This window comes from Gottfriedia luciferensis (assembly GCF_002156865.1).
GTDB classification, from domain to species: Bacteria; Bacillota; Bacilli; order Bacillales; family Bacillaceae_G; genus Gottfriedia; species Gottfriedia luciferensis.
In genome coordinates, this window is the sequence record NZ_NCTA01000001.1 from 75479 (window position 1) to 93997 (window position 18519).

Below are 18519 nucleotides of genomic sequence, written 5' to 3' on the forward strand. Positions count from 1 at the left end.
AAATCACAATTAAAAAGGTGAGAATCGCAAATAAAATACCGAAATCGCAATTAAAAAGGTGGGAATCGCAAATAAATATCCCAAATCGCATTTAAAAGTAGGGAAATCGCAAATAGTAACCCTGAAATCGCAAATAAACACAAGTTTTATAGGAGAATTCTTTGTTTTTCAATAAAAATTACTAGAATACATAAAAAAATGACTTATATCAGACTGGTTTTCAACTAAATAGACAAAGTTAATATTAAACCCATTGAAAATTCTTGTCTTTCAAGGTGCGAACCGTGACAATGGGCGGAGTTACCATAGACCGAAATGAGCACCGTCCAGCAGGTGGAGCGAAGAAGAAAGCGAGCATTTGATGGGCAAACAAAAACCTAGTCAAAAGACTAGGTATCAATTAAATTAGTAATCGTTTTGTAGAGCGTCGCGGCCTTCCTCTCCAGTACGAATTTTAATTGCATTTTCGATTGGATATACAAATATTTTTCCGTCACCTGGTTTCCCTGTATTTAATACTTTTTTTGCTTCATCAATTACAGCTTGAACTGGTACATCACAGACAACTATTTCGACTTTTATTTTTTCATGTAAATTAATTGTTCGTTTTTTACCACGATAGACTTCAGTATAGCCGGATTGCATTCCGCATCCTAAAACATTCGTAACGGTCATTCCTGTTACTCCTACTTTGGAGAGAGCATCTTTTAATACATCAAATTTCTCTGGGCGTGTAATGATTTCAATTTTAGTTAATTTTGCTGTCATTTTTATCCCTCCTTATATACTCGCATCGTGATATGCTTTTTCGCCGTGTATTGCTAAGTCTAGACCAAGGTTTTCTTCTTCTTGGTCAACACGGACACGAATGAAAATTCCTATTACTTTTACGATTAGGAAGGTAAGTAATCCTGCGAATACATAAGTTGCACCTATAGCGATTAATTGCTTCCAAAGCAAAGTTGCATTACCATAAAAGACTCCATCTGCACCAGCACTATTTACTGATTTTGTAGCAAATAATCCAGTTGCAATAGCTCCCCAAGTCCCGCCGATTCCATGACAACCGAAAGCATCTAATGCATCATCATATCCAAATTTATTTTTTAAGTAGGTTACAGCTAAAAAGCATATGACTCCACCTAAAAATCCAATTGCAATAGAAGAAAGTGGTGTAACAAAACCGCAAGCAGGTGTAATGGCTACTAATCCTGCAACTGCACCACTTACGCCACCTAATATAGTAGGTTTCTTATTGACGTACCATTCGATCAGTACCCAAGCAACTGATGCTGCAGCAGCAGCTGTATTCGTATTTATAAACGCTGTTAAAGCTATATCATTTAAAGTAAGAGCGCTACCGACGTTAAATCCGAACCATCCAAACCATAATAAGCCTGCACCTAATACAGTTAGTGGTAAATGATGAGGTGATGTTGATTCAAAATCTTTCCGTTTACCGAGAAGAAGAGCAAGGACTAGACCTGACACACCTGAGGAAATGTGGACAACTGTACCACCAGCAAAATCTAGTGCACCTAAGTTGCGAAGCCAGCCATTTACGCCCCAAACCCAATGAGCTAATGGATCATAAACCAATGTTGTCCAAAGAAGAGTGAATAATAGGAATGCTGAAAATTTCATTCGCTCAGCAAATGCACCTGATATTAGTGCTGGAGTTAAGATCGCAAACATTAATTGAAACATCATGAAAAGATTATGAGGAACTGTTGAACTATAATTATCATTTGGTGTAAATCCAACATCTTTTAGTGCGACCCAAGAGAAGTCGCCAATTAAATGCTTTAAATCTGGCCCAAATGCTAAAGAATAACCAATTAGCACCCATTGGATTGATACAATTGCCATTGCAGCGTAACTATGCATTGTTGTACTAAGTACATTCTTGCTTTTGACCATTCCGCCATAAAAAAGTGCTAATCCTGGTGTCATAATCATGACTAAAACTGTTGAGATAAAAAGAAATACACTATCCGCAGCCTGAATACCGTTCATTTCCATTCCTCTTTTCTAATGTTAGTTTTTATAACATTAAATGTTATATAAGTTATCATATTCAGAATATATGCAAAATTCAATAAAAATTTCTTAGAAAAATCAAAAAAAAATAAAAGAAAAATAATGAAAACGCTAACAAATACTTATGTTGTAAGAAAATCTGACATGATAAAAATTTTGAATAAAAATACAGACCCACTAAGTGAGTCTGTTAAGTTTGTTGAGAAACATCTGTATCTTCGATGTGTAATATAAAAAAATCGGTTGGGGATAGATCGATTGCAATTGAACTAGATTCCGCAGCAAATTGTTGTTGATTCCATAAATTAGTCATTCTTTTCCCGTTTAAATTAATAGGGATTTGAATTGATTGTTGATCATTCGAATTGTTTATGATGATTAAAAAATGGAATTGATTATTGCGTCTTTCGTACATAAGAATATTTGGATTTAGTCCACAATCATACCATTTAAACTCACCATCATTTTCTAAAACGGAATATTTTTTTCGAATTAAAATCAATTTTTTAATTGAGTCAAAGATCGTTAAATTGTACTTTGACTCGTCCCAAACCATACAACTTCTGCATTCTGGATCATTTCCACCTTGTAGTCCAATTTCGTCCCCATAGTAAATACACGGTGTTCCAAAAAATGTAAATAAAAAAACATATAATAGAATGACTCTTTTTTCATTATGATTGCACTGAGTTAATATTCTAGGAGTATCATGTGACCCTAGAACATTGAATAATCCTTTAATGACAGGTAGAGGGTATTGAGATATTAATTCGTTGATTGAATATTGGAATTGTAAGGTCGGTATTGTTTGATAAGCGAAATAAGCTAGAAGTGATTTCATAAGTGGATAATTCATGACAGAATCGAATTCATCCCCTCTTAACCACGGCATTGCATGGTGCCAAATCTCACCAACTATAAATAAATCTTTTTTATCTTCTTTCATCTTTTGATTAAAAAGCTTCCAAAAATAATGATCGATCTCATTTGCAACATCTAGACGCCAACCATCAATATCAAATTCTTTTATCCAATAGGAGCCGATTTCTAATAAGAATTTTTGGACTTCTTTATTTTCGGTATTCAGTTTTGGCATTTCATTTACAAATGAAAAGGTTTCATATGATTGCTTATTATTATCATCGCGAAAGAAATGAAACCATTCGTAAAAAGCAGAGCTTTTTCCGTTAATTAAGGCATCTTGAAAGGGTGGGAATGATGCACTTGTATGGTTAAAAACTGCATCAAGCATTACATAAATATTGTTTTCGTGGCATTTATCGATTAATTTTTTTAAAATTTTTTCATCTCCGAATGCAGGATCGACTTTAAAGTAGTTAATCGTATCATATTTATGGTTTGAATTTGCTTCAAAGATTGGTGTTAAATAAATACCACTAATACCTAATTGTTTCAAATAATCGATTTTTTGGATAATCCCTTCTAAGTCGCCACCAAAATAACTAGAGCTAGTAGGTTGAGTAGATCCCCAGGGAATTGAGTTTTTAGGGTTATTCAAATTATTCCCACTAGCAAATCGGTCGGGGAAAATTTGATACCAAATTGTTTTTGAAACCCATTCTGGTGGTGATATGAAATTATTTTTATGTAGAAATGCTAATGTAAAACAATTCGATTGGTCATGAGGGTTAAAGTCGTTTGAAAATCCTCCTTCTCCATAAAAAATACTTTTTTGTCCATTCTTTAATCGAAATAAGTATTTCATTCGTTTATTTGGAGGGCTCACATCAACTTCCCAATAGTCGAATAGTTCTGTAGAAAAAGCAAGATGCATTGAGAGCACCGATTCGGTTTGCCAAACAGAATCTTGAAATTTAAAAGGGTCTCCATAATATAATTCAACTACTGAACAGTCTTCTTTTTTTGTACGAACTCTCAAGCGGTAGGTTTTATCATCTATTGAAAAAGCATATTGATCATAAGGCTGATGATAGATTGATTCAATTTGCATGATACCATCCTTTATTTCAATCTAATTAAATTGGTCTAAATTCATTAAAAAGAATTAAGCTTGCTATCTAATTTCGTAACAGTATAATTAAATAGTATGTGCAATCGCTTCCATTTTCATGAAAATTAATATAACATTTGAATTTCGATGTAATATTTTGCAAAATAGTGTAGAGAGTGAAATTTGTACATGCGAGTGACTTGCAGGGGGAGAAAAAATGAAGCGATTTGGTTTGTTTATACTAGTATCTGTACTATTTTTAAGTACTTTACCTAGTATTAGTTTTGCAGAAAAAAATACAACTGACTTAAAAAAAGAAATGATTTATCGCATTTTAGTTGATCGTTATTTCGATGTGAATCCAACTAATAATAAAAATACGGACCCAAAAGATTTAAATAAATCTCAAGGTGGAGATTTAGAAGGAATTACGAAAAAATTAGATTATATTAAGGACTTTGGTTATACAACTATTTCCATTTCACCAATTTTTGAAAGCGATGTAAATTCATATGATGGTTTTTCTGTCGTTAATTTTAGAAAAATTGATCCAAGATTTGGTACAATGGAAGACCTGAAAAAATTAGTAAATGAAGCACATAAACGTCACATGAAGGTTTTGATTGATTTTGTAGCAAACAATACTTCTCAAAATAGTGAATTAGCTAAAAAAAGCGAATATGCGAATTGGTTTAATCCTAGTAATAGTACAAGCTCTGAAAAGAAATGGATTAATGGATTACCTGATTTTAATCAAGATAATAGCGAAGTAGCGAACTATCTTATTGAAACAGGTAAGTATTGGATGGACCAAGCTAAATTTGATGGATATAATTTACAAGAAGTAAATAATGTACCTGTTTCGTTTTGGAAATCATTTAATCAAGAAATAAAAAAGAAAAATCCTAACTTTATTTTATTTGCTGATTTAAATAACACAAGTGAGTTTGATCTTAAAAATTACAAAAATGTAGGCTTTGATGGCATTTATAATGTAAATTTAGTAAAAGATTTAGCGGATACATTTTCTTCGCAAAATCAAGCATTAACAAATGTAATGAAACAACAATTTGATTTAACGAAGGAACTTGGCTCAACTGTGTTAATTAATTACGTCGATGATGAAATGACTAAGCGTTTTGTTTCAATCGCCGAAGAAAAAGGTCAATATCCACCTTCAAGATTGAAATTAGCACTTGCATACCTATATACAACTCCAGGTATCCCTTTAAGTTATTATGGGACAGAGATCGCACTAAATGGTGGAAATATTCCAGATAACCGTAAAGGCATGGATTTCCGAACGGATGAAAAGTTTTCAGATTATATAACGAAACTGACGGAATTAAGAAGAACATTACCTTCTCTTTCTAAAGGAGATTCACATATCCTTTATGATTCGAAAGGTATGACTTTAATTAAACGAAAATACAAAAAAGAGACTACAATTATTGCGATTAATAATACATCCTTTGATAAAAAGGTCCACTTAAATTTTGATGTTGTTAATAAATCAAAAGAGCTAAGAGGGCTACAAGCTGATGATCTAGTTCGACCAAATAAAAAAGGTTTTGATATTGTACTTAAAAGAGAGTCTTCAAACGTTTATGCAGTAGCTCCTAAAACTACTTTAAACATTGGAGTTATTATTGCAATTCCATCGATATTTGTCGCATTTGTTGTCTTTTTGTGGCTTGCAAGAAGACGTAATAATGAAGAAAAATAAACACTAATTTGATGAGATAAAAAATCATTGAAAAAGAGAGATTGAAGATATCTTTCAAAATTCTTTAAACAGTTAGGCTCTGTTAATGAGAAATTAGTTTACAGAGCCTACTACTAAAGAATTAATGATAACGGTTACATTCATTCGTAAATAAGGGGTATAAAAATGACTATAACAATTAAGGATGTTGCGAAGAAAGCGAATGTAGCACCTTCAACGGTGTCGCGAGTTATCTCAAACAGTCCGAGAATTAGTGAAAGAACAAAACGGAAAGTTAGAAAAGTAATGGATGAATTAAACTATCATCCGAATTTAAATGCTAGGTCTTTAGCGAATCGTTCAACAAAATCAATTGGATTAGTCTTGCCACCTGCATTAGATACATCATTTCACAATCCGTTTTTCGCAGAAGTAATTAGAGGTGTTACAGCGTATTCAAACCAAAAAGAATATTCGCTTTACTTTATTACAGGGAATAATGAAAAAGAAGTTGAACAAACAGTTATTAAAACTGTAAGAGGACGAAGAGTTGATGGAATTATTCTTCTATACTCAAAAGAAAATGATACGATTATCGATTATTTAAATGAAAATAAATTTCCCTTTGTTTTAGTAGGGAAACCATATCACTCGATTGAAGACATAACTTATATCGATAATGATAATTATGCAGCTTCTAGAGAAGTAACAGATTATTTAATCGATCATGGTCATCAGAAAATTGCATTTATCGGTGGGGATCGTAATTTACTTGTTACGAAAAATCGATTACGAGGCTTTCAAGATACGATGTTATTAAATGGCTTTACGGTAAGTGATGAAGAAATTATATTTACTTCGTTTACAAGAGATGGTGGGAGAAATGCTGTTAGTCAACTTCTAGAACTTGAAGAGCTACCTTCAGCAATTGTTGTCACTGATGATGTTTTAGCATTAGGAATTATAAGTGTATTACAAGAACATACTATTTCGGTTCCAAGTGATATCTCGATTGTTAGTTTTAATAACGCCATTTTTGCAGAACTCGCAAACCCACCATTAACTTCAGTGGATATTAATATTTATCAATTAGGGTATGAAGCTTCGAAAAACATTATTTCTAAAATAGAAGAACCAGACGAAATCGAGAAAAGTATTATTGTTCCTCATAAACTAATCGTCCGTGGTACAAGTGTAAAAAAAGAAAATTTGGAATTAGTAAGCAGTTGATTTAGAATTTATTATGTAAATATTGAAAAAGAGGATGACAAAGTCATCCTCTTTTTTTTATATGTATTTGATTATCGATAGTTCATAAATTGCACATCAACTGAAAGGTCAGCGCCTTTGACTGCAGCAATAATTGCTTGTAAGTCATCTCGGCTTTTTGCAGTAACACGAATTTGATCATCTTGAATTTGTGATTTTACTTTAAGCCCACTGTTTTTAATAATTGTATTGATTTTTTTTGCATTGTCTTTATCAATACCTTGAACTAATTTAGCTCTTTGTCTAACAGTACCACCTGATGCACCTTCGACTTTACTGTAGTCTAAATTTTTAATTGGTACATTTCTTTTAATTAATTTACTAATTAGTACGTCTTTTAACTGCTCTAATTTAAATTCATCATCCGAAATTAATACTAGTTCTTCTTTTTCTAAGGCAATTGAGCTTTTGCTCCCTTTAAAATCATATCTAGTTGCGATTTCTTTCGTAGCAAGTTGAATAGCATTAGAGACTTCCGGTAAGTCTACTTTTGAAACAATATCAAATGAACTTTCTTTTGACATGATAGAATCCCTCCAATTCGTTAATACTTGTATTATAGTGTATGATAGTCGAAGTAACAAACTTTCAATTGACATGTTATAATAATTTTTAGTTTGGAAGTTAAGAGAGGATGTAACAAAAAATGAGTTTACAAGCAGGAGAGATTGTCACTTTAGTGTGCAGTCGAGAAACAGATATTGGGTATATGCTTGTCCAAGATCAAGAAGAAGTTTTTTTACATAATAATGAGACATCAGGTGAAATTGAAATAGATCAAGAAGTTACTGTATTCTTATACCATGATTCTAAGGGTAGATTATCTGCTACGATGGAAATGCCATTTATTACAACTGAAGGGTATGGATTTGCTAAAGTAGTAGATAAATTAGATGGAATTGGTGTTTTTGTTAATATAGGCATTTCAAAAGATATTCTTTTGGAAAAAGGAGATTTACCTCCACTTGAAGAAGTATGGCCTCAAGAAGGCGATGAAATTTTTTGCACACTAAAGCGTACGAACAAGGGTAGGCTTTTAATTAAGCTTGCGACTGAACCCGTAATGAAGGAATTTTCAGTACCAGCTGAAGAGAGTATGCTTAATAAAAATGTTTCAGGAATCATTTATCGTACACTAAGAGTAGGTTCTTATATTTTAACTGATGAACGCTTTATCGGATTTATTCATGAATCTCAGCGTAAAACAGAGCCAAGAATTGGTGAAAGAGTAAACGGACGTATCATTGATGTGAAGCCTGATGGAAGTACGAATGTATCACTTTTACCAAGAGTTCACGAAGGATTAGATCAAGAAGCGAATGAAATTTATGAATATATGATGAATCGCGGAGGAGCTATGCCTTACTGGGATAAAAGTGATGCAGAAGATATTAAAGCAAGATTTAATATAAGTAAAGCTTCATTTAAACGTGCGATGGGTAGATTATTAAAAGAAAACAAAATCTATCAAGAAGATGGATGGACATACGCAAAAGAACTGTTTGAAAAGAAAGAACAATAATTAAGGAATACCACTTCATTTGATGGAGTGGTTTTTTTTGCTAATTTTTTTAAAACATACAGGCATACTAAGTTTATGAAAAAATTAGGAGGCTATTTGTAGGTGAATGAAAAAAGAGAAGTTTTAATAAAAATACTTGTCGTAATTTTTGGTGCATTAATGAATGCATTTGCAATGAATTGTTTTTTAATTCCTGTAAGTGTTTATTCAAGTGGTTTTTCAGGTCTAGCACAGTTACTTACTAATTTATTAAATGATTTTACACCTTTTAGAGCTTCTACGGGTATCTTACTAGCACTATTAAATATTCCTGTTATTATTTTAGCGTGGAAAAAAATCGGCCGTTCGTTTACTTATTTTACAATACTAAGTGTCGGTATTACGACTATATTTTTAGAAATCATCCCAGTTACACCACTATTCTCAAAAGATATTTTGCTGAACGCAGTTTTTGGTGGTTTAATCGTAGCGGTTGGAATTGGATATACGTTAAAATTTGGAGCTTCAACTGGAGGTTTGGATATTGTAGCTCTAGTCCTTTCACGATCAAAAGGAAAACCAGTTGGAACATATTTTTTTCTGTTTAATGCATTAATCATTTTAACTGCAGGTTATATTTATGGAATGGAAAAGGCACTTTATACACTTATTAACTTATATGTTACTTCGAGATTTATAGATGCAATTCATACAAGTCATATTAAAGTCACTGCATTTATTGTTACAACAAAAGGAGATGAACTACGAAAGGAAATTCATTCAAAGCTTGTTCGTGGAATAACAGCTATTAATGCAAAAGGAGCTTTCACTAATCAAGATAAGCAAATTTTAATGATGGTGCTATCACGCTATGAGCTATATCATCTTTCAAAAGTCATAAAGTCTGTTGATGAAAAGGCATTTACAAATATTGTTCAAACGATCGATGTATTTGGTGAATTTAGGAAGTTCTAAAAAATTGCACTTTCATTCCGAGCTCTTTTATGGCATTTATAAGAACAAAAAAACTGTTCAACGCTTCCAAATAAACAAGGAAGTTGAACAGTTTATTTTTTTTGAATCTTATTAATAATAAGGCTTTTTCAAGTTTGCAAAGTTCTTATTGTCTTTCAGAAAGAAACAAATATACTTAAACTATTGGATGAAATTCTACTTGCGTTTTGATGCTTTTTTAACCAAATAAAGCTTAAATAAAAATATTAAAGATGATCGACACTTTTAGAAAAAGATTTCTTACCAGCTTGAGCATTTTTACTTTCTTGTGCATTTTTCTTTTCTCTTTTAGCGTTATTATCTTGTGCTTTTTTGTCATTATCACTAGTATGTGGCATATGTAAGCTCCTTTATAAAAATGATAATGTTAGGTTTGCCTAGATTAACTTAATTATGTATGTTTATAAGTTTTTAACGTTTTGGCTCAGTTAAACCATGCAGTTGATTTACTTAAGAAATATCAACATTCGTATAACAGTGCCAACTTTTTTAAAAAGATAGAAATTGTAATTTGTTTGAGGGGGAAGAAGAGTTGGTGGAAAGAAAGAAAGAGCTTTTATTTAAATTAGTTATCGTAATTATTGGTGGCTTTTTAAACGCGTTTGCAATGAATTGTTTTTTGATCCCTGCTAATGTTTATTCAAGTGGTTTTGCAGGTCTAGCGCAATTACTTTCAAATATTATTACTGACTACACTCCGTTTACTGTGACAACGGGGATATTATTAGCTATTTTAAATATCCCAGTCATTGTTTTAGCGTGGAAAAAAGTAGGACGCACTTTTACGTATTACAGTTTTTTTAGTGTAGGTGTTATGACTTTATTTTTAGAGTTATTACCTGTTAAACCAATTTTTTCAGATGATATTTTACTGAATGCTGTATTTGGTGGGTTAATCGCAGCGATCGGAATTGGCTTAACATTAAAATTCGGTGGTTCAACAGGCGGATTAGATATTATTGCCCTAGTTCTTTCTAAATCAAAAGGTAAACCTGTTGGTACTTACTTTTTTCTATTTAATGCAATTATTATTATCACAGCAGGCCAGTTATATGGTATGGAAAAAGCTCTATATACGCTAATCAACTTATATGTTACTACAAGAGTAATCGACAGTGTGCATACAAGTCATGTGAAGTTAACAGCGATGATTGTTACAACTAAAGGTGAGGAGCTTAGAAAAGAAATACATGCTAAGCTTGTTCGTGGTATTACACAAATGAATGCTACTGGAGCATTTACAAAACAAGATAAAGATATTTTGATGATTGTGCTATCTCGTTATGAACTATACGATTTAGAAAGAATCATCAAAAGGGTAGATCCACAAGCTTTTACAAATGTTGTGCAAACAGTAGATGTATTAGGGGAATTTAGAAAAGTTTAATAAACAAATGAAACAGAACTTGACCAGCATATTTATAAATATAGCTGGTCTTTTTGTATTTTTAGAGTAAACAGGGTGATAAAAATGTGTAAATATTTCTAAATTTTTACCGAAATTTAACAAACTTGTTTAACGAAACCATTTTTTTAAAGCTATTTTTCAGTTTTTTGGTATAATTTAGAATAAGGATACTAAAAAGGTGGAGATTATTTTGAAAAAGGGATCAGTTCTCTTATTAGCTTGTACACTTCTACTTTCTGGATGTGGTGCAAATAGTGAAAAGGAAATAAAACCAACACCAAGTACAAAACAAACAATAGAGCAAAATAACGATATTAACATTGAAAAGCTTTCAACAAAAATTGAAGTAACTGAAGCAAATGGTCTTGTAACGATGAAGTATTCTCTAAGAAATAACGATACAATACCGGCTAATTTTACTTTCCCATCATCTCAAATTGTGGACTATACGATAAAGGATGAAAAAGGTCAGGTAGTTTATCAGTCTTCTAAGGATCTGTCTTATACACAAGTAATTACAAAGAGTACGATTCCTGAAAACAGTGCCAAAGTTTGGGAAGAACAAGTAAACTTTGCAGATAAAAAACTTCCTTACGGCAACTATGAAGTAACGGCAAATTTTGTTCCATCAAAGGTGAACGAGAAAGACCTTAACAACGGAGCAATAAAACCAGTTTCACAAACATTCTCGTACCACAAACTTTCAACAGTTAACGAAAATGGTTCAAAAATTATCGTAAAAGGTGAAAATGGCCAATACGAAATTAAAGGAACTTATTTATCTGATCAAGACAAAATCTACTATTCAGTAGAAGATGGACATAATACGCTAGTTGACGAAACTGTTTTACCAATAAAAATAAAAACAGGCTCTGTAAATTTATTAGACTTTAATGTAAACGTTCCTAAAGAAAGCCTACCTATAAACGGAACAGTTACATTAGTTCTTTACGAAAAAAATAAAGATGACCAAGTTTCTAAATCAATGTCTATTACATTACAACAATTTAAATAAAAAGATTTTTACCAAAGAATTTTAAAAAATGATCTTCCATAGAAGATAAGAAAACAACCATAGAAAAGTCTATGGTTGTTTTTAGTATTGTGACAAAGGACTAAAAGAAATATATTAATATCATCATTTTAGATTACGAATTTATCCCTAATTTTTTCCAGAAAAAGCTTTTACTAATAGAAAATGAATGGAACGGAAGGCTGCTCGACTCCTATGGGAGATGCGGGAAGGGTGAGACCCCGCAGGCTTGCCGAGGAGGCTCAGCTGCTCAGCTCACGCCCCGTGGAAAGCGAGCAACCTGCAGTGGAATTCAACGATTCACATGTTTAATTATTATCTTAAACACAAAAACAACCATAGGATAACCTACGGTTGTTTCTGTGTGTTGTATTAAGCATTAAAGCTTTGATTATTATTATTAGCTTTTCGCTCTTCAGCTTCAGCTAACGTAAAATGATAAGGGAACTTTTCAGAGTATTTCGTAACAGAATCAGAACTTTGTTGAATAAAGCGCTTAGACTTATTACTTTTGCCCATGATGATTCCCTCCCAAATAGGAAAGCTTTAGTTTTGACTTCATTAAGTAATTCCAATAGTAATTGATCAACATCAAAAAGTGGATAATACTTCTGGAGAAGTCCTTAATAGAATGCACAAATTGAAGGTAGATATGATTGGTTATTTTTTCTGAAATTGTTATTTTTTACAGAATTAGCTCTTTAAGTTGAAGAAATCTTCTAAGAAGATTGCAATTCCATCATTTTGATTAGATAAAGTAGTATGTTTAGCTAAATTTTTCAATGGTTGGATTGCATTTTCCATTGCTACTCCATGGCCAGCATATTCAATCATTTCTAAATCGTTATCCTCGTCACCGAAAGCAATAATGTTTTTTCGTGGGATGTTATAATGAGAAGCTACTTTTTGTAATCCAATCGCTTTATTCATGCCAGCTTTAACAATTTCGATTATGTGATGAGGTGCCGCCCATCGTCGATGATCAATCACTTCAGCATGCACGTTTGATAAATGGTTACGAATACTTGCAACATGTGATTCTTCACTGTCAATTAGAAGACAGGTTGGAGCATGTGTAAGGTTTTTAATTAAATCTCCATGGATGATATCCTCTTTTAAATAATGGAATAACGGGATAATTTCCTCTTCATGTTTGTCTGCATAGACATCGTCCATAACTTCTGCATATAAATTTTTTAATTCATATTCTCTACATGAGCTAATAACTTCTTTTGCAACTTCTAAAGGTAAAAATTCATGAAAAACTCCCCATGAGTCATCCAGAGGGTGATGAACATATGCACCATTAAAATTAACAATGGGTGTTTTAAGGTTTAATTGTTCATAATACATTTTACTTGCTCTAAATGGTCTACCAGTTGAAATGCATACTTCATGGCCTGCATTCATTACCTGTTTTATTGCTTTTAACGTTCTCTCTGAAATAATTTTTTCATCGGTTAACAAGGTGCCGTCTAAATCGAGTGCAATTAAGTGTTTTGTTTTCATTTTTCATCACCTTTTATTTTTTAATGTTGAACTATTTTATAAAAAATATTAATGAGATTTAGTCCAATAATTACTAATGATACCATCTTTTTAGAAGAAATATCTTTAATTTTAGAGGAACAATAATAACCTAAATGGAAGGAGGAATGGATAATGGGTCAAGCACATCAATTTCGACCAGGTGACAAAGCACCAAACAATGGGGTATATGTAGAAATAGGTGAAACAGGAAGTAATGTAACTCGTCCTAAACAAATTAAACTTCAAGCAGGCGAAGTATTTCCTGATACTCAAAATCATAATAGAAAATGGTCATACAAACGAAAAGTTTAAACATACTAAGGTTCCAAGCGACTTAAGGGGGCCAGTAAGTCTATACTTATCTGGCCACTCATAACACATAAAAAAAGCGCTTTCGATTAATTTCGATGCGCTTTTTTATGCGTTTACAAAATACAAATGATTACTTTGTTTTTGTGAATGATCTATAACCATACCGGTTACATATGTATGTACCAAGTTGAACGTTTTTGGGTGCTACAACATATGTTATATATAGATTTTAGTGGTGTTTTGTAACAGGTTCGTTTGGAATAACAGCTTCGCTTAATACTGCAACAGCTAAAGATAAAACTACAGCCATTACTGAAGCAGTTTTGAAATTATATTCCCCACCAGTCATTGAACTTAAAACATAAGCTCCCATCTGACATAAAACAAAGCTCCAGAACAATGTCATAACATAACGCACTTTAATCACTCCTATTCTAGTTGGTTCTTATCATATTATATACCTAGAAATTTGATAATTGAAGTTATAATTAAAAAGTTTTAATTAAAAAAAGTAACTTTGGATTTTTACAAGCCTATTTTAATATTTCCCCAAAAAATACTACATTAATAATAAGGTGATAAGAATGCCTGTAACAGAGAGATTTTTTAAACAAGAAGATCAATATGCAGTTATTCATTTACCAATTAGACCGAATGGATTCGGAGTTCTCTATATCGGTGGGAATACGCATTACGTGGATAATGATCATAGTTGTTTACTACAACATTTTGATAAAAGAAAATTACTTTCAATCTTAACGGAAGAAGGTTATACGGTATTTACTTCAAATTTATATGGGAAAAACTGGGGTTGCGATGATGCAGTCGAATTGGCTGAAACGCTATATCATTCAGTTATGAGAAAAGAAATATTGAACCCTTCAATCCATGTTATCGGTGAAGGCACTGGAGCTTTAGTGGTTTGTAAATTGCTGGCACATTTGAAAGGAAAAGTTCGTAGTATTTCCTTATTAAATCCATCATTGAATATAAAAAATGAATTAGATTTAGAAAGAGAAAATAAACTCTTTTATAAGAGAACTGTTCATGAAATATTAAAAGCATATAAAACTTCAGACCTATTTATGGTAATCGGCAGAGAATGTTTTTTCTATGAGACCATTTCACCTATTAAAATCTACTCTACTACAAGAAATCATTTTAAATGGAAACGGGATATTCGTTTATTAGAAGAAGAGCGAAATAAAAATAACTTACCGATCTCTATTCTGATTTCATTAGAAGAGAAAAAGTACGAATGTGGTAGGAATTTAGTTAAATTTTTAAAAAAGTATCAAGATATTTTGTAATTTTTAAACCTTACCTCGACATAAGATTCAAAAGTGAAGGAGGGGAAAAATGAAAAAATGCGCAGTTATTGGATCAAGTGGATTTATCGGATACGAGTTGGTCTGTCAGTTAATGGAATATAATGATGTTACAGCTGTTTTAATGGATAAGGGAAATGAAAGTGATTTAATAAGTGAAGAAAAAATATTTTCAATTGGAAGAAATGCAAAGGTTGTTTTTGTAGATGAGCAACAATTTCAAGAAGATAATGAACAGTATGATACGATTTTTATATGCCATTATTTTGATGAGTTAAAGTTACGAGGAACGATCAGCAATCTTGAATTTAAGGACGATATGTTTAATAATATTTCTTTAAGATGTAAAGAGATTATTTTCATTTCGTCTACTAAAAAAGAATTAGCATCTATAGAAACAAAAGTAAATGAATTGATTCAACTGAGTAATTGTAAAGTAACTTTTATTGAAATTCCATCATTGTATGGGCCTTGGGAGCCCTCTTCGGGCCTAGTCCATGAGTTAATTGTGCAGGAGCTTGGGAAAAGAAATTTAGGGATTAAAAATGTATATGGATCAAATGAAATATTATTTGTTGAAGATGTTGGAAAAGCAATTAGAATTATTTCCGAAAAGGACTTGAAAGAACATAAGTATATTATTACAGCAAAACAAAGTATGTACTTACCAGAGCAGGAGAATTTTACAGGAATCCAGCATATGATTGAAGGAATAAAGTTTAATCAAATGAGAAATGATATAGATGCTACTCCCTTTGTCATCATAAATTCGACTTCAATTAAAGAAGGGATTCAAAAACAAAAGCAACAAATTCAACAATATTTTCATCTTTATTAATAAGAGGAAACTTAAAAAAAGTCTGATGAAATAGTTCCTTCTGAGCAATTTGATTTTTTGCTCATTAAGAAAGTATAAATTGGCAGCGGTGTAGAAACTAATGAGCCCCTGTCTTTGCCTAACGACTCGCCAAACGGCGAGTTTTCTTTATCAGGAGAGAAAGAAGTTTACCAAAATAGTTCAGTTTTTTTATACGTCTAAATTTTAAAAGATAAAAATGTAGACAAAGTACTTTTTATTTCATAAAATTAGTACCAGGTAATAAAATAAGACATAAAAATACTATGTAAAGCGGGGATTTAAATGAACGCTGGAATTTTAGGTATTGGCTCATACGTACCCGAAAAAAAATTAACTAATTATGATTTAGAACAAATGATGGATACTTCCGATGAGTGGATTGTTAGTCGTACTGGTATTAAAGAAAGAAGAATAGCAAGTGACGAACAAGATACTTCTCATTTAGCATATGAAGCGGCAGTAGAAGCTTTAAAAGATGCAAATGTTAAAGCAGAAGAACTGGATTTAATTTTAGTTGCTACAGTTACACCAGATATGTCATTCCCATCAGTTGCATGTGTAATCCAAGAAAGACTTGGAGCTAAAAACGCTGCAGCAATGGATATAAGTGCTGCATGTGCTGGATTTATTTATGGCGTTGTTACAGCGACTCAGTTTGTAAAAACAGGGACTTATAGTAGAATTCTAGTTATCGGTGCAGAAAAATTAACTAAGATTGTTAATTGGGAAGACCGTAATACAGCAGTATTATTCGGTGATGGTGCAGGTGCAGCAGTTATCGGACCAGTAAGTGAAGGAAGAGGAATTCTTTCTTACGAACTAGGTGCAGATGGTACTGGTGGAAAACACCTTTATAAAGGTGGAGATCACTTAATCATGAACGGACGTGAAGTGTTCAAATTTGCAGTTCGTCAAATGGGTGATTCATGTGAAAATGTACTTAAATTAGCAGGATTAACAAAAGAAGAAGTGGACTTCTTAATTCCACATCAAGCGAATACTCGTATTATGGATGCTGCAAGAGAAAGATTACAACTTCCAAAAGAAAAGATGAGTGTAATTATTGATCGTCATGGTAATACGTCTTCATCTTCTATTCCGATTGCATTAGTTGAGGAATATAAAAATGGTAATATTAAAGAAGACGATGTATTAGTTTTAGTTGGATTTGGCGGCGGCTTAACATGGGGCGCGATTGCACTTCGATTTGGAAGATAATCAAGTTGGAAGGGAGAAAATTTTGATATGAAAAAAAGAGTAGTTATTACAGGCCTAGGTGCAGTTACACCAATCGGTAATGATATAAATACTGTGTGGGAAAATTTAATGAATGGAAAGAGTGGAATTGGCGTTCTAACTCGTAAAAATCCTGATGATTTTCCAGTTAAAATTGCAGGTGAAGTAAAAGACTTTGATCCTGAAAAATATATTGATAAAAAAGAAGTGAAACGTATGGATCGTTTTACTCATTATGCAATTGCAGCTTCAAAAATGGCATTAGAAGATGCTAACTTCACAATTAATGAAGAAAATGCTCCAAAAGTAGGTGTTTGGATCGGTTCTGGTATTGGTGGTATGGAAACATACGAAGAACAGTTTAACACTTTCCAAACAAAAGGCGCGCGTCGTGTGAGCCCATTCTTTATTCCAATGTTAATTCCTGATATGGCATCAGGACAAGTTTCGATTTTAACTGGTGCTAAAGGTCCTAACGGATGTACAGTAACAGCTTGTGCTTCAGGTGCAAGTTCAATTGGTGATGCTTTCAAAATTATTCAACGTGGTGATGCAGTTGCAATGATTACTGGTGGTGCTGAAGCGCCGATTACAGATATGGGACTTGCAGGATTCTGTGCTGCAAGAGCATTATCATTAAACCCAGATCCAGTATCAGCTTGTCGTCCATTTGATAATGCTCGTGATGGCTTTATCATTGGTGAAGGTGCTGGTATTGTATTCCTTGAGGAATTAGAGCATGCATTAGCTCGAGGAGCGAAAATTTACGCTGAAATCGTTGGATATGGAACAACTGGTGATGCCCATCATATTACAGCGCCAGCTCCAGGTGGAGAAGGTGGAGCTCGTGCTATGAGAATGGCACTTGACGATGCTGGATTATCGATTGAAGATATTCATTATATCAATGCACATGGTACTAGTACTGAATTAAACGATAAATTTGAAACAATGGCGATTAAAGAAGTATTTGGTGAACATGCATATAATGTACCGATTAGCTCAACAAAATCTATGACTGGTCATATGCTTGGTGCTGCTGGTGGTATTGAAGCAATTATTACAGCTTTAACAATTCAAAATAAAGTAATTGCTCCAACAATAAACCACCAAGAGACAGACAGCGAATGTGATTTAGATTATGTACCAAATGTTGCAAGACCATTTAATGTTAAAGCAGCAATTTCTAACTCATTAGGATTTGGTGGTCATAACGTTACTTTAGCATTTAAAGAATATACAAAAGAAGCTTAGGATTATTCCTAGTTTCAGACTGATGACAAACGCTCGCTTTCTTCGTTACTTCGCCTGT

Annotated in this window: 19 protein-coding genes; 11 read left to right on the forward strand and 8 right to left on the reverse strand. The window is 32.6% G+C overall.

Annotated features, from left to right (window positions below; genetic code table 11):
* Positions 1-405 precede the first annotated feature (405 nt).
* From B7R67_RS00405 to B7R67_RS00415, 3 genes are all read right to left on the reverse strand, one after another.
* Positions 406-768 carry a P-II family nitrogen regulator gene (locus B7R67_RS00405; RefSeq protein WP_088066490.1) on the reverse strand — a complete coding sequence of 121 codons (363 nt, stop codon included), beginning with the start codon at positions 766-768 and terminating at the stop codon, positions 406-408.
* Positions 769-780: 12 nt separating this feature from the next.
* On the reverse strand, positions 781-2007 hold the full coding sequence (locus tag B7R67_RS00410) for an ammonium transporter (protein WP_088067144.1): 1227 nt from the start codon (positions 2005-2007) through the stop codon (positions 781-783).
* A 223-nt stretch (positions 2008-2230) separates the two neighbouring features.
* A complete protein-coding gene (locus tag B7R67_RS00415) occupies positions 2231-4012 on the reverse strand; it encodes an alpha-glycosidase (protein WP_088066492.1) in 1782 nt (593 codons plus the stop codon).
* A gap of 217 nt (positions 4013-4229) precedes the next feature.
* Here B7R67_RS00415 and B7R67_RS00420 point away from each other — a divergent pair, with 217 nt between their 5' ends.
* Positions 4230-5738: an alpha-amylase family glycosyl hydrolase gene (locus tag B7R67_RS00420; RefSeq protein WP_088066494.1), complete on the forward strand. Its 1509-nt coding sequence runs from the start codon at positions 4230-4232 to the stop codon at positions 5736-5738.
* A 165-nt stretch (positions 5739-5903) separates the two neighbouring features.
* Positions 5904-6947, forward strand: a complete 1044-nt coding sequence (locus B7R67_RS00425) for a LacI family DNA-binding transcriptional regulator (protein ID WP_088066496.1) — start codon at positions 5904-5906, stop codon at positions 6945-6947.
* A 71-nt stretch (positions 6948-7018) separates the two neighbouring features.
* Here the strand turns inward: B7R67_RS00425 and B7R67_RS00430 are convergent, their stop codons facing one another.
* Positions 7019-7510: a YajQ family cyclic di-GMP-binding protein gene (locus B7R67_RS00430; protein WP_088066499.1), complete on the reverse strand. Its 492-nt coding sequence runs from the start codon at positions 7508-7510 to the stop codon at positions 7019-7021.
* 122 nt (positions 7511-7632) lie between these two features.
* Here B7R67_RS00430 and B7R67_RS00435 point away from each other — a divergent pair, with 122 nt between their 5' ends.
* Both B7R67_RS00435 and B7R67_RS00440 read left to right on the forward strand, forming a co-directional pair.
* A complete protein-coding gene (locus B7R67_RS00435) occupies positions 7633-8508 on the forward strand; it encodes a CvfB family protein (protein WP_088066501.1) in 876 nt (291 codons plus the stop codon).
* A 102-nt stretch (positions 8509-8610) separates the two neighbouring features.
* Positions 8611-9462, forward strand: coding sequence for a YitT family protein (locus B7R67_RS00440; protein WP_268875967.1), 852 nt, complete (start codon positions 8611-8613; stop codon positions 9460-9462).
* A 245-nt stretch (positions 9463-9707) separates the two neighbouring features.
* Here B7R67_RS00440 and B7R67_RS00445 read toward each other — a convergent pair whose 3' ends face one another.
* Positions 9708-9839 (reverse strand): DUF3941 domain-containing protein, encoded by a 132-nt coding sequence (locus B7R67_RS00445; RefSeq protein ID WP_088066503.1) that lies wholly within the window; start codon positions 9837-9839, stop codon positions 9708-9710.
* A gap of 194 nt (positions 9840-10033) precedes the next feature.
* Here B7R67_RS00445 and B7R67_RS00450 point away from each other — a divergent pair, with 194 nt between their 5' ends.
* Both B7R67_RS00450 and B7R67_RS00455 read left to right on the forward strand, forming a co-directional pair.
* The gene (locus B7R67_RS00450; protein ID WP_088066505.1) at positions 10034-10888 is read left to right on the forward strand and encodes a YitT family protein; all 855 of its coding nucleotides are present in this window, start codon (positions 10034-10036) and stop codon (positions 10886-10888) included.
* Positions 10889-11099: 211 nt separating this feature from the next.
* On the forward strand, positions 11100-11924 hold the full coding sequence (locus B7R67_RS00455; protein WP_088066507.1) for a BsuPI-related putative proteinase inhibitor: 825 nt from the start codon (positions 11100-11102) through the stop codon (positions 11922-11924).
* Positions 11925-12314: 390 nt separating this feature from the next.
* Here B7R67_RS00455 and B7R67_RS22280 read toward each other — a convergent pair whose 3' ends face one another.
* Positions 12315-12461 carry a hypothetical protein gene (locus B7R67_RS22280; protein WP_167374898.1) on the reverse strand — a complete coding sequence of 49 codons (147 nt, stop codon included), beginning with the start codon at positions 12459-12461 and terminating at the stop codon, positions 12315-12317.
* Between the two features lie 174 nt (positions 12462-12635).
* Entirely contained in the window at positions 12636-13451 is an 816-nt protein-coding gene (locus B7R67_RS00460; RefSeq protein ID WP_088066509.1) for a Cof-type HAD-IIB family hydrolase, read from the reverse strand.
* Between the two features lie 153 nt (positions 13452-13604).
* Here B7R67_RS00460 and B7R67_RS00465 point away from each other — a divergent pair, with 153 nt between their 5' ends.
* Complete coding sequence (locus B7R67_RS00465) at positions 13605-13784, forward strand: YjzC family protein (protein WP_088066511.1); 180 nt, start codon at positions 13605-13607, stop codon at positions 13782-13784.
* 229 nt (positions 13785-14013) lie between these two features.
* Here B7R67_RS00465 and B7R67_RS00470 read toward each other — a convergent pair whose 3' ends face one another.
* Positions 14014-14202 carry a YjzD family protein gene (locus tag B7R67_RS00470; protein ID WP_088066514.1) on the reverse strand — a complete coding sequence of 63 codons (189 nt, stop codon included), beginning with the start codon at positions 14200-14202 and terminating at the stop codon, positions 14014-14016.
* A gap of 166 nt (positions 14203-14368) precedes the next feature.
* Here B7R67_RS00470 and B7R67_RS00475 point away from each other — a divergent pair, with 166 nt between their 5' ends.
* The 4 genes from B7R67_RS00475 (at position 14369) to fabF (ending at position 18461) form a co-directional block, all read left to right on the forward strand.
* Positions 14369-15094 (forward strand): alpha/beta fold hydrolase, encoded by a 726-nt coding sequence (locus tag B7R67_RS00475; RefSeq protein WP_088066516.1) that lies wholly within the window; start codon positions 14369-14371, stop codon positions 15092-15094.
* A gap of 49 nt (positions 15095-15143) precedes the next feature.
* Positions 15144-15950, forward strand: a complete 807-nt coding sequence (locus tag B7R67_RS00480) for a hypothetical protein (protein WP_088066518.1) — start codon at positions 15144-15146, stop codon at positions 15948-15950.
* Positions 15951-16253: 303 nt separating this feature from the next.
* On the forward strand, positions 16254-17189 hold the full coding sequence (locus B7R67_RS00485) for a beta-ketoacyl-ACP synthase III (RefSeq protein ID WP_088066520.1): 936 nt from the start codon (positions 16254-16256) through the stop codon (positions 17187-17189).
* Between the two features lie 27 nt (positions 17190-17216).
* A complete protein-coding gene (gene fabF, locus B7R67_RS00490) occupies positions 17217-18461 on the forward strand; it encodes a beta-ketoacyl-ACP synthase II (protein WP_088066522.1) in 1245 nt (414 codons plus the stop codon).
* Positions 18462-18519: the final 58 nt, after the last annotated feature.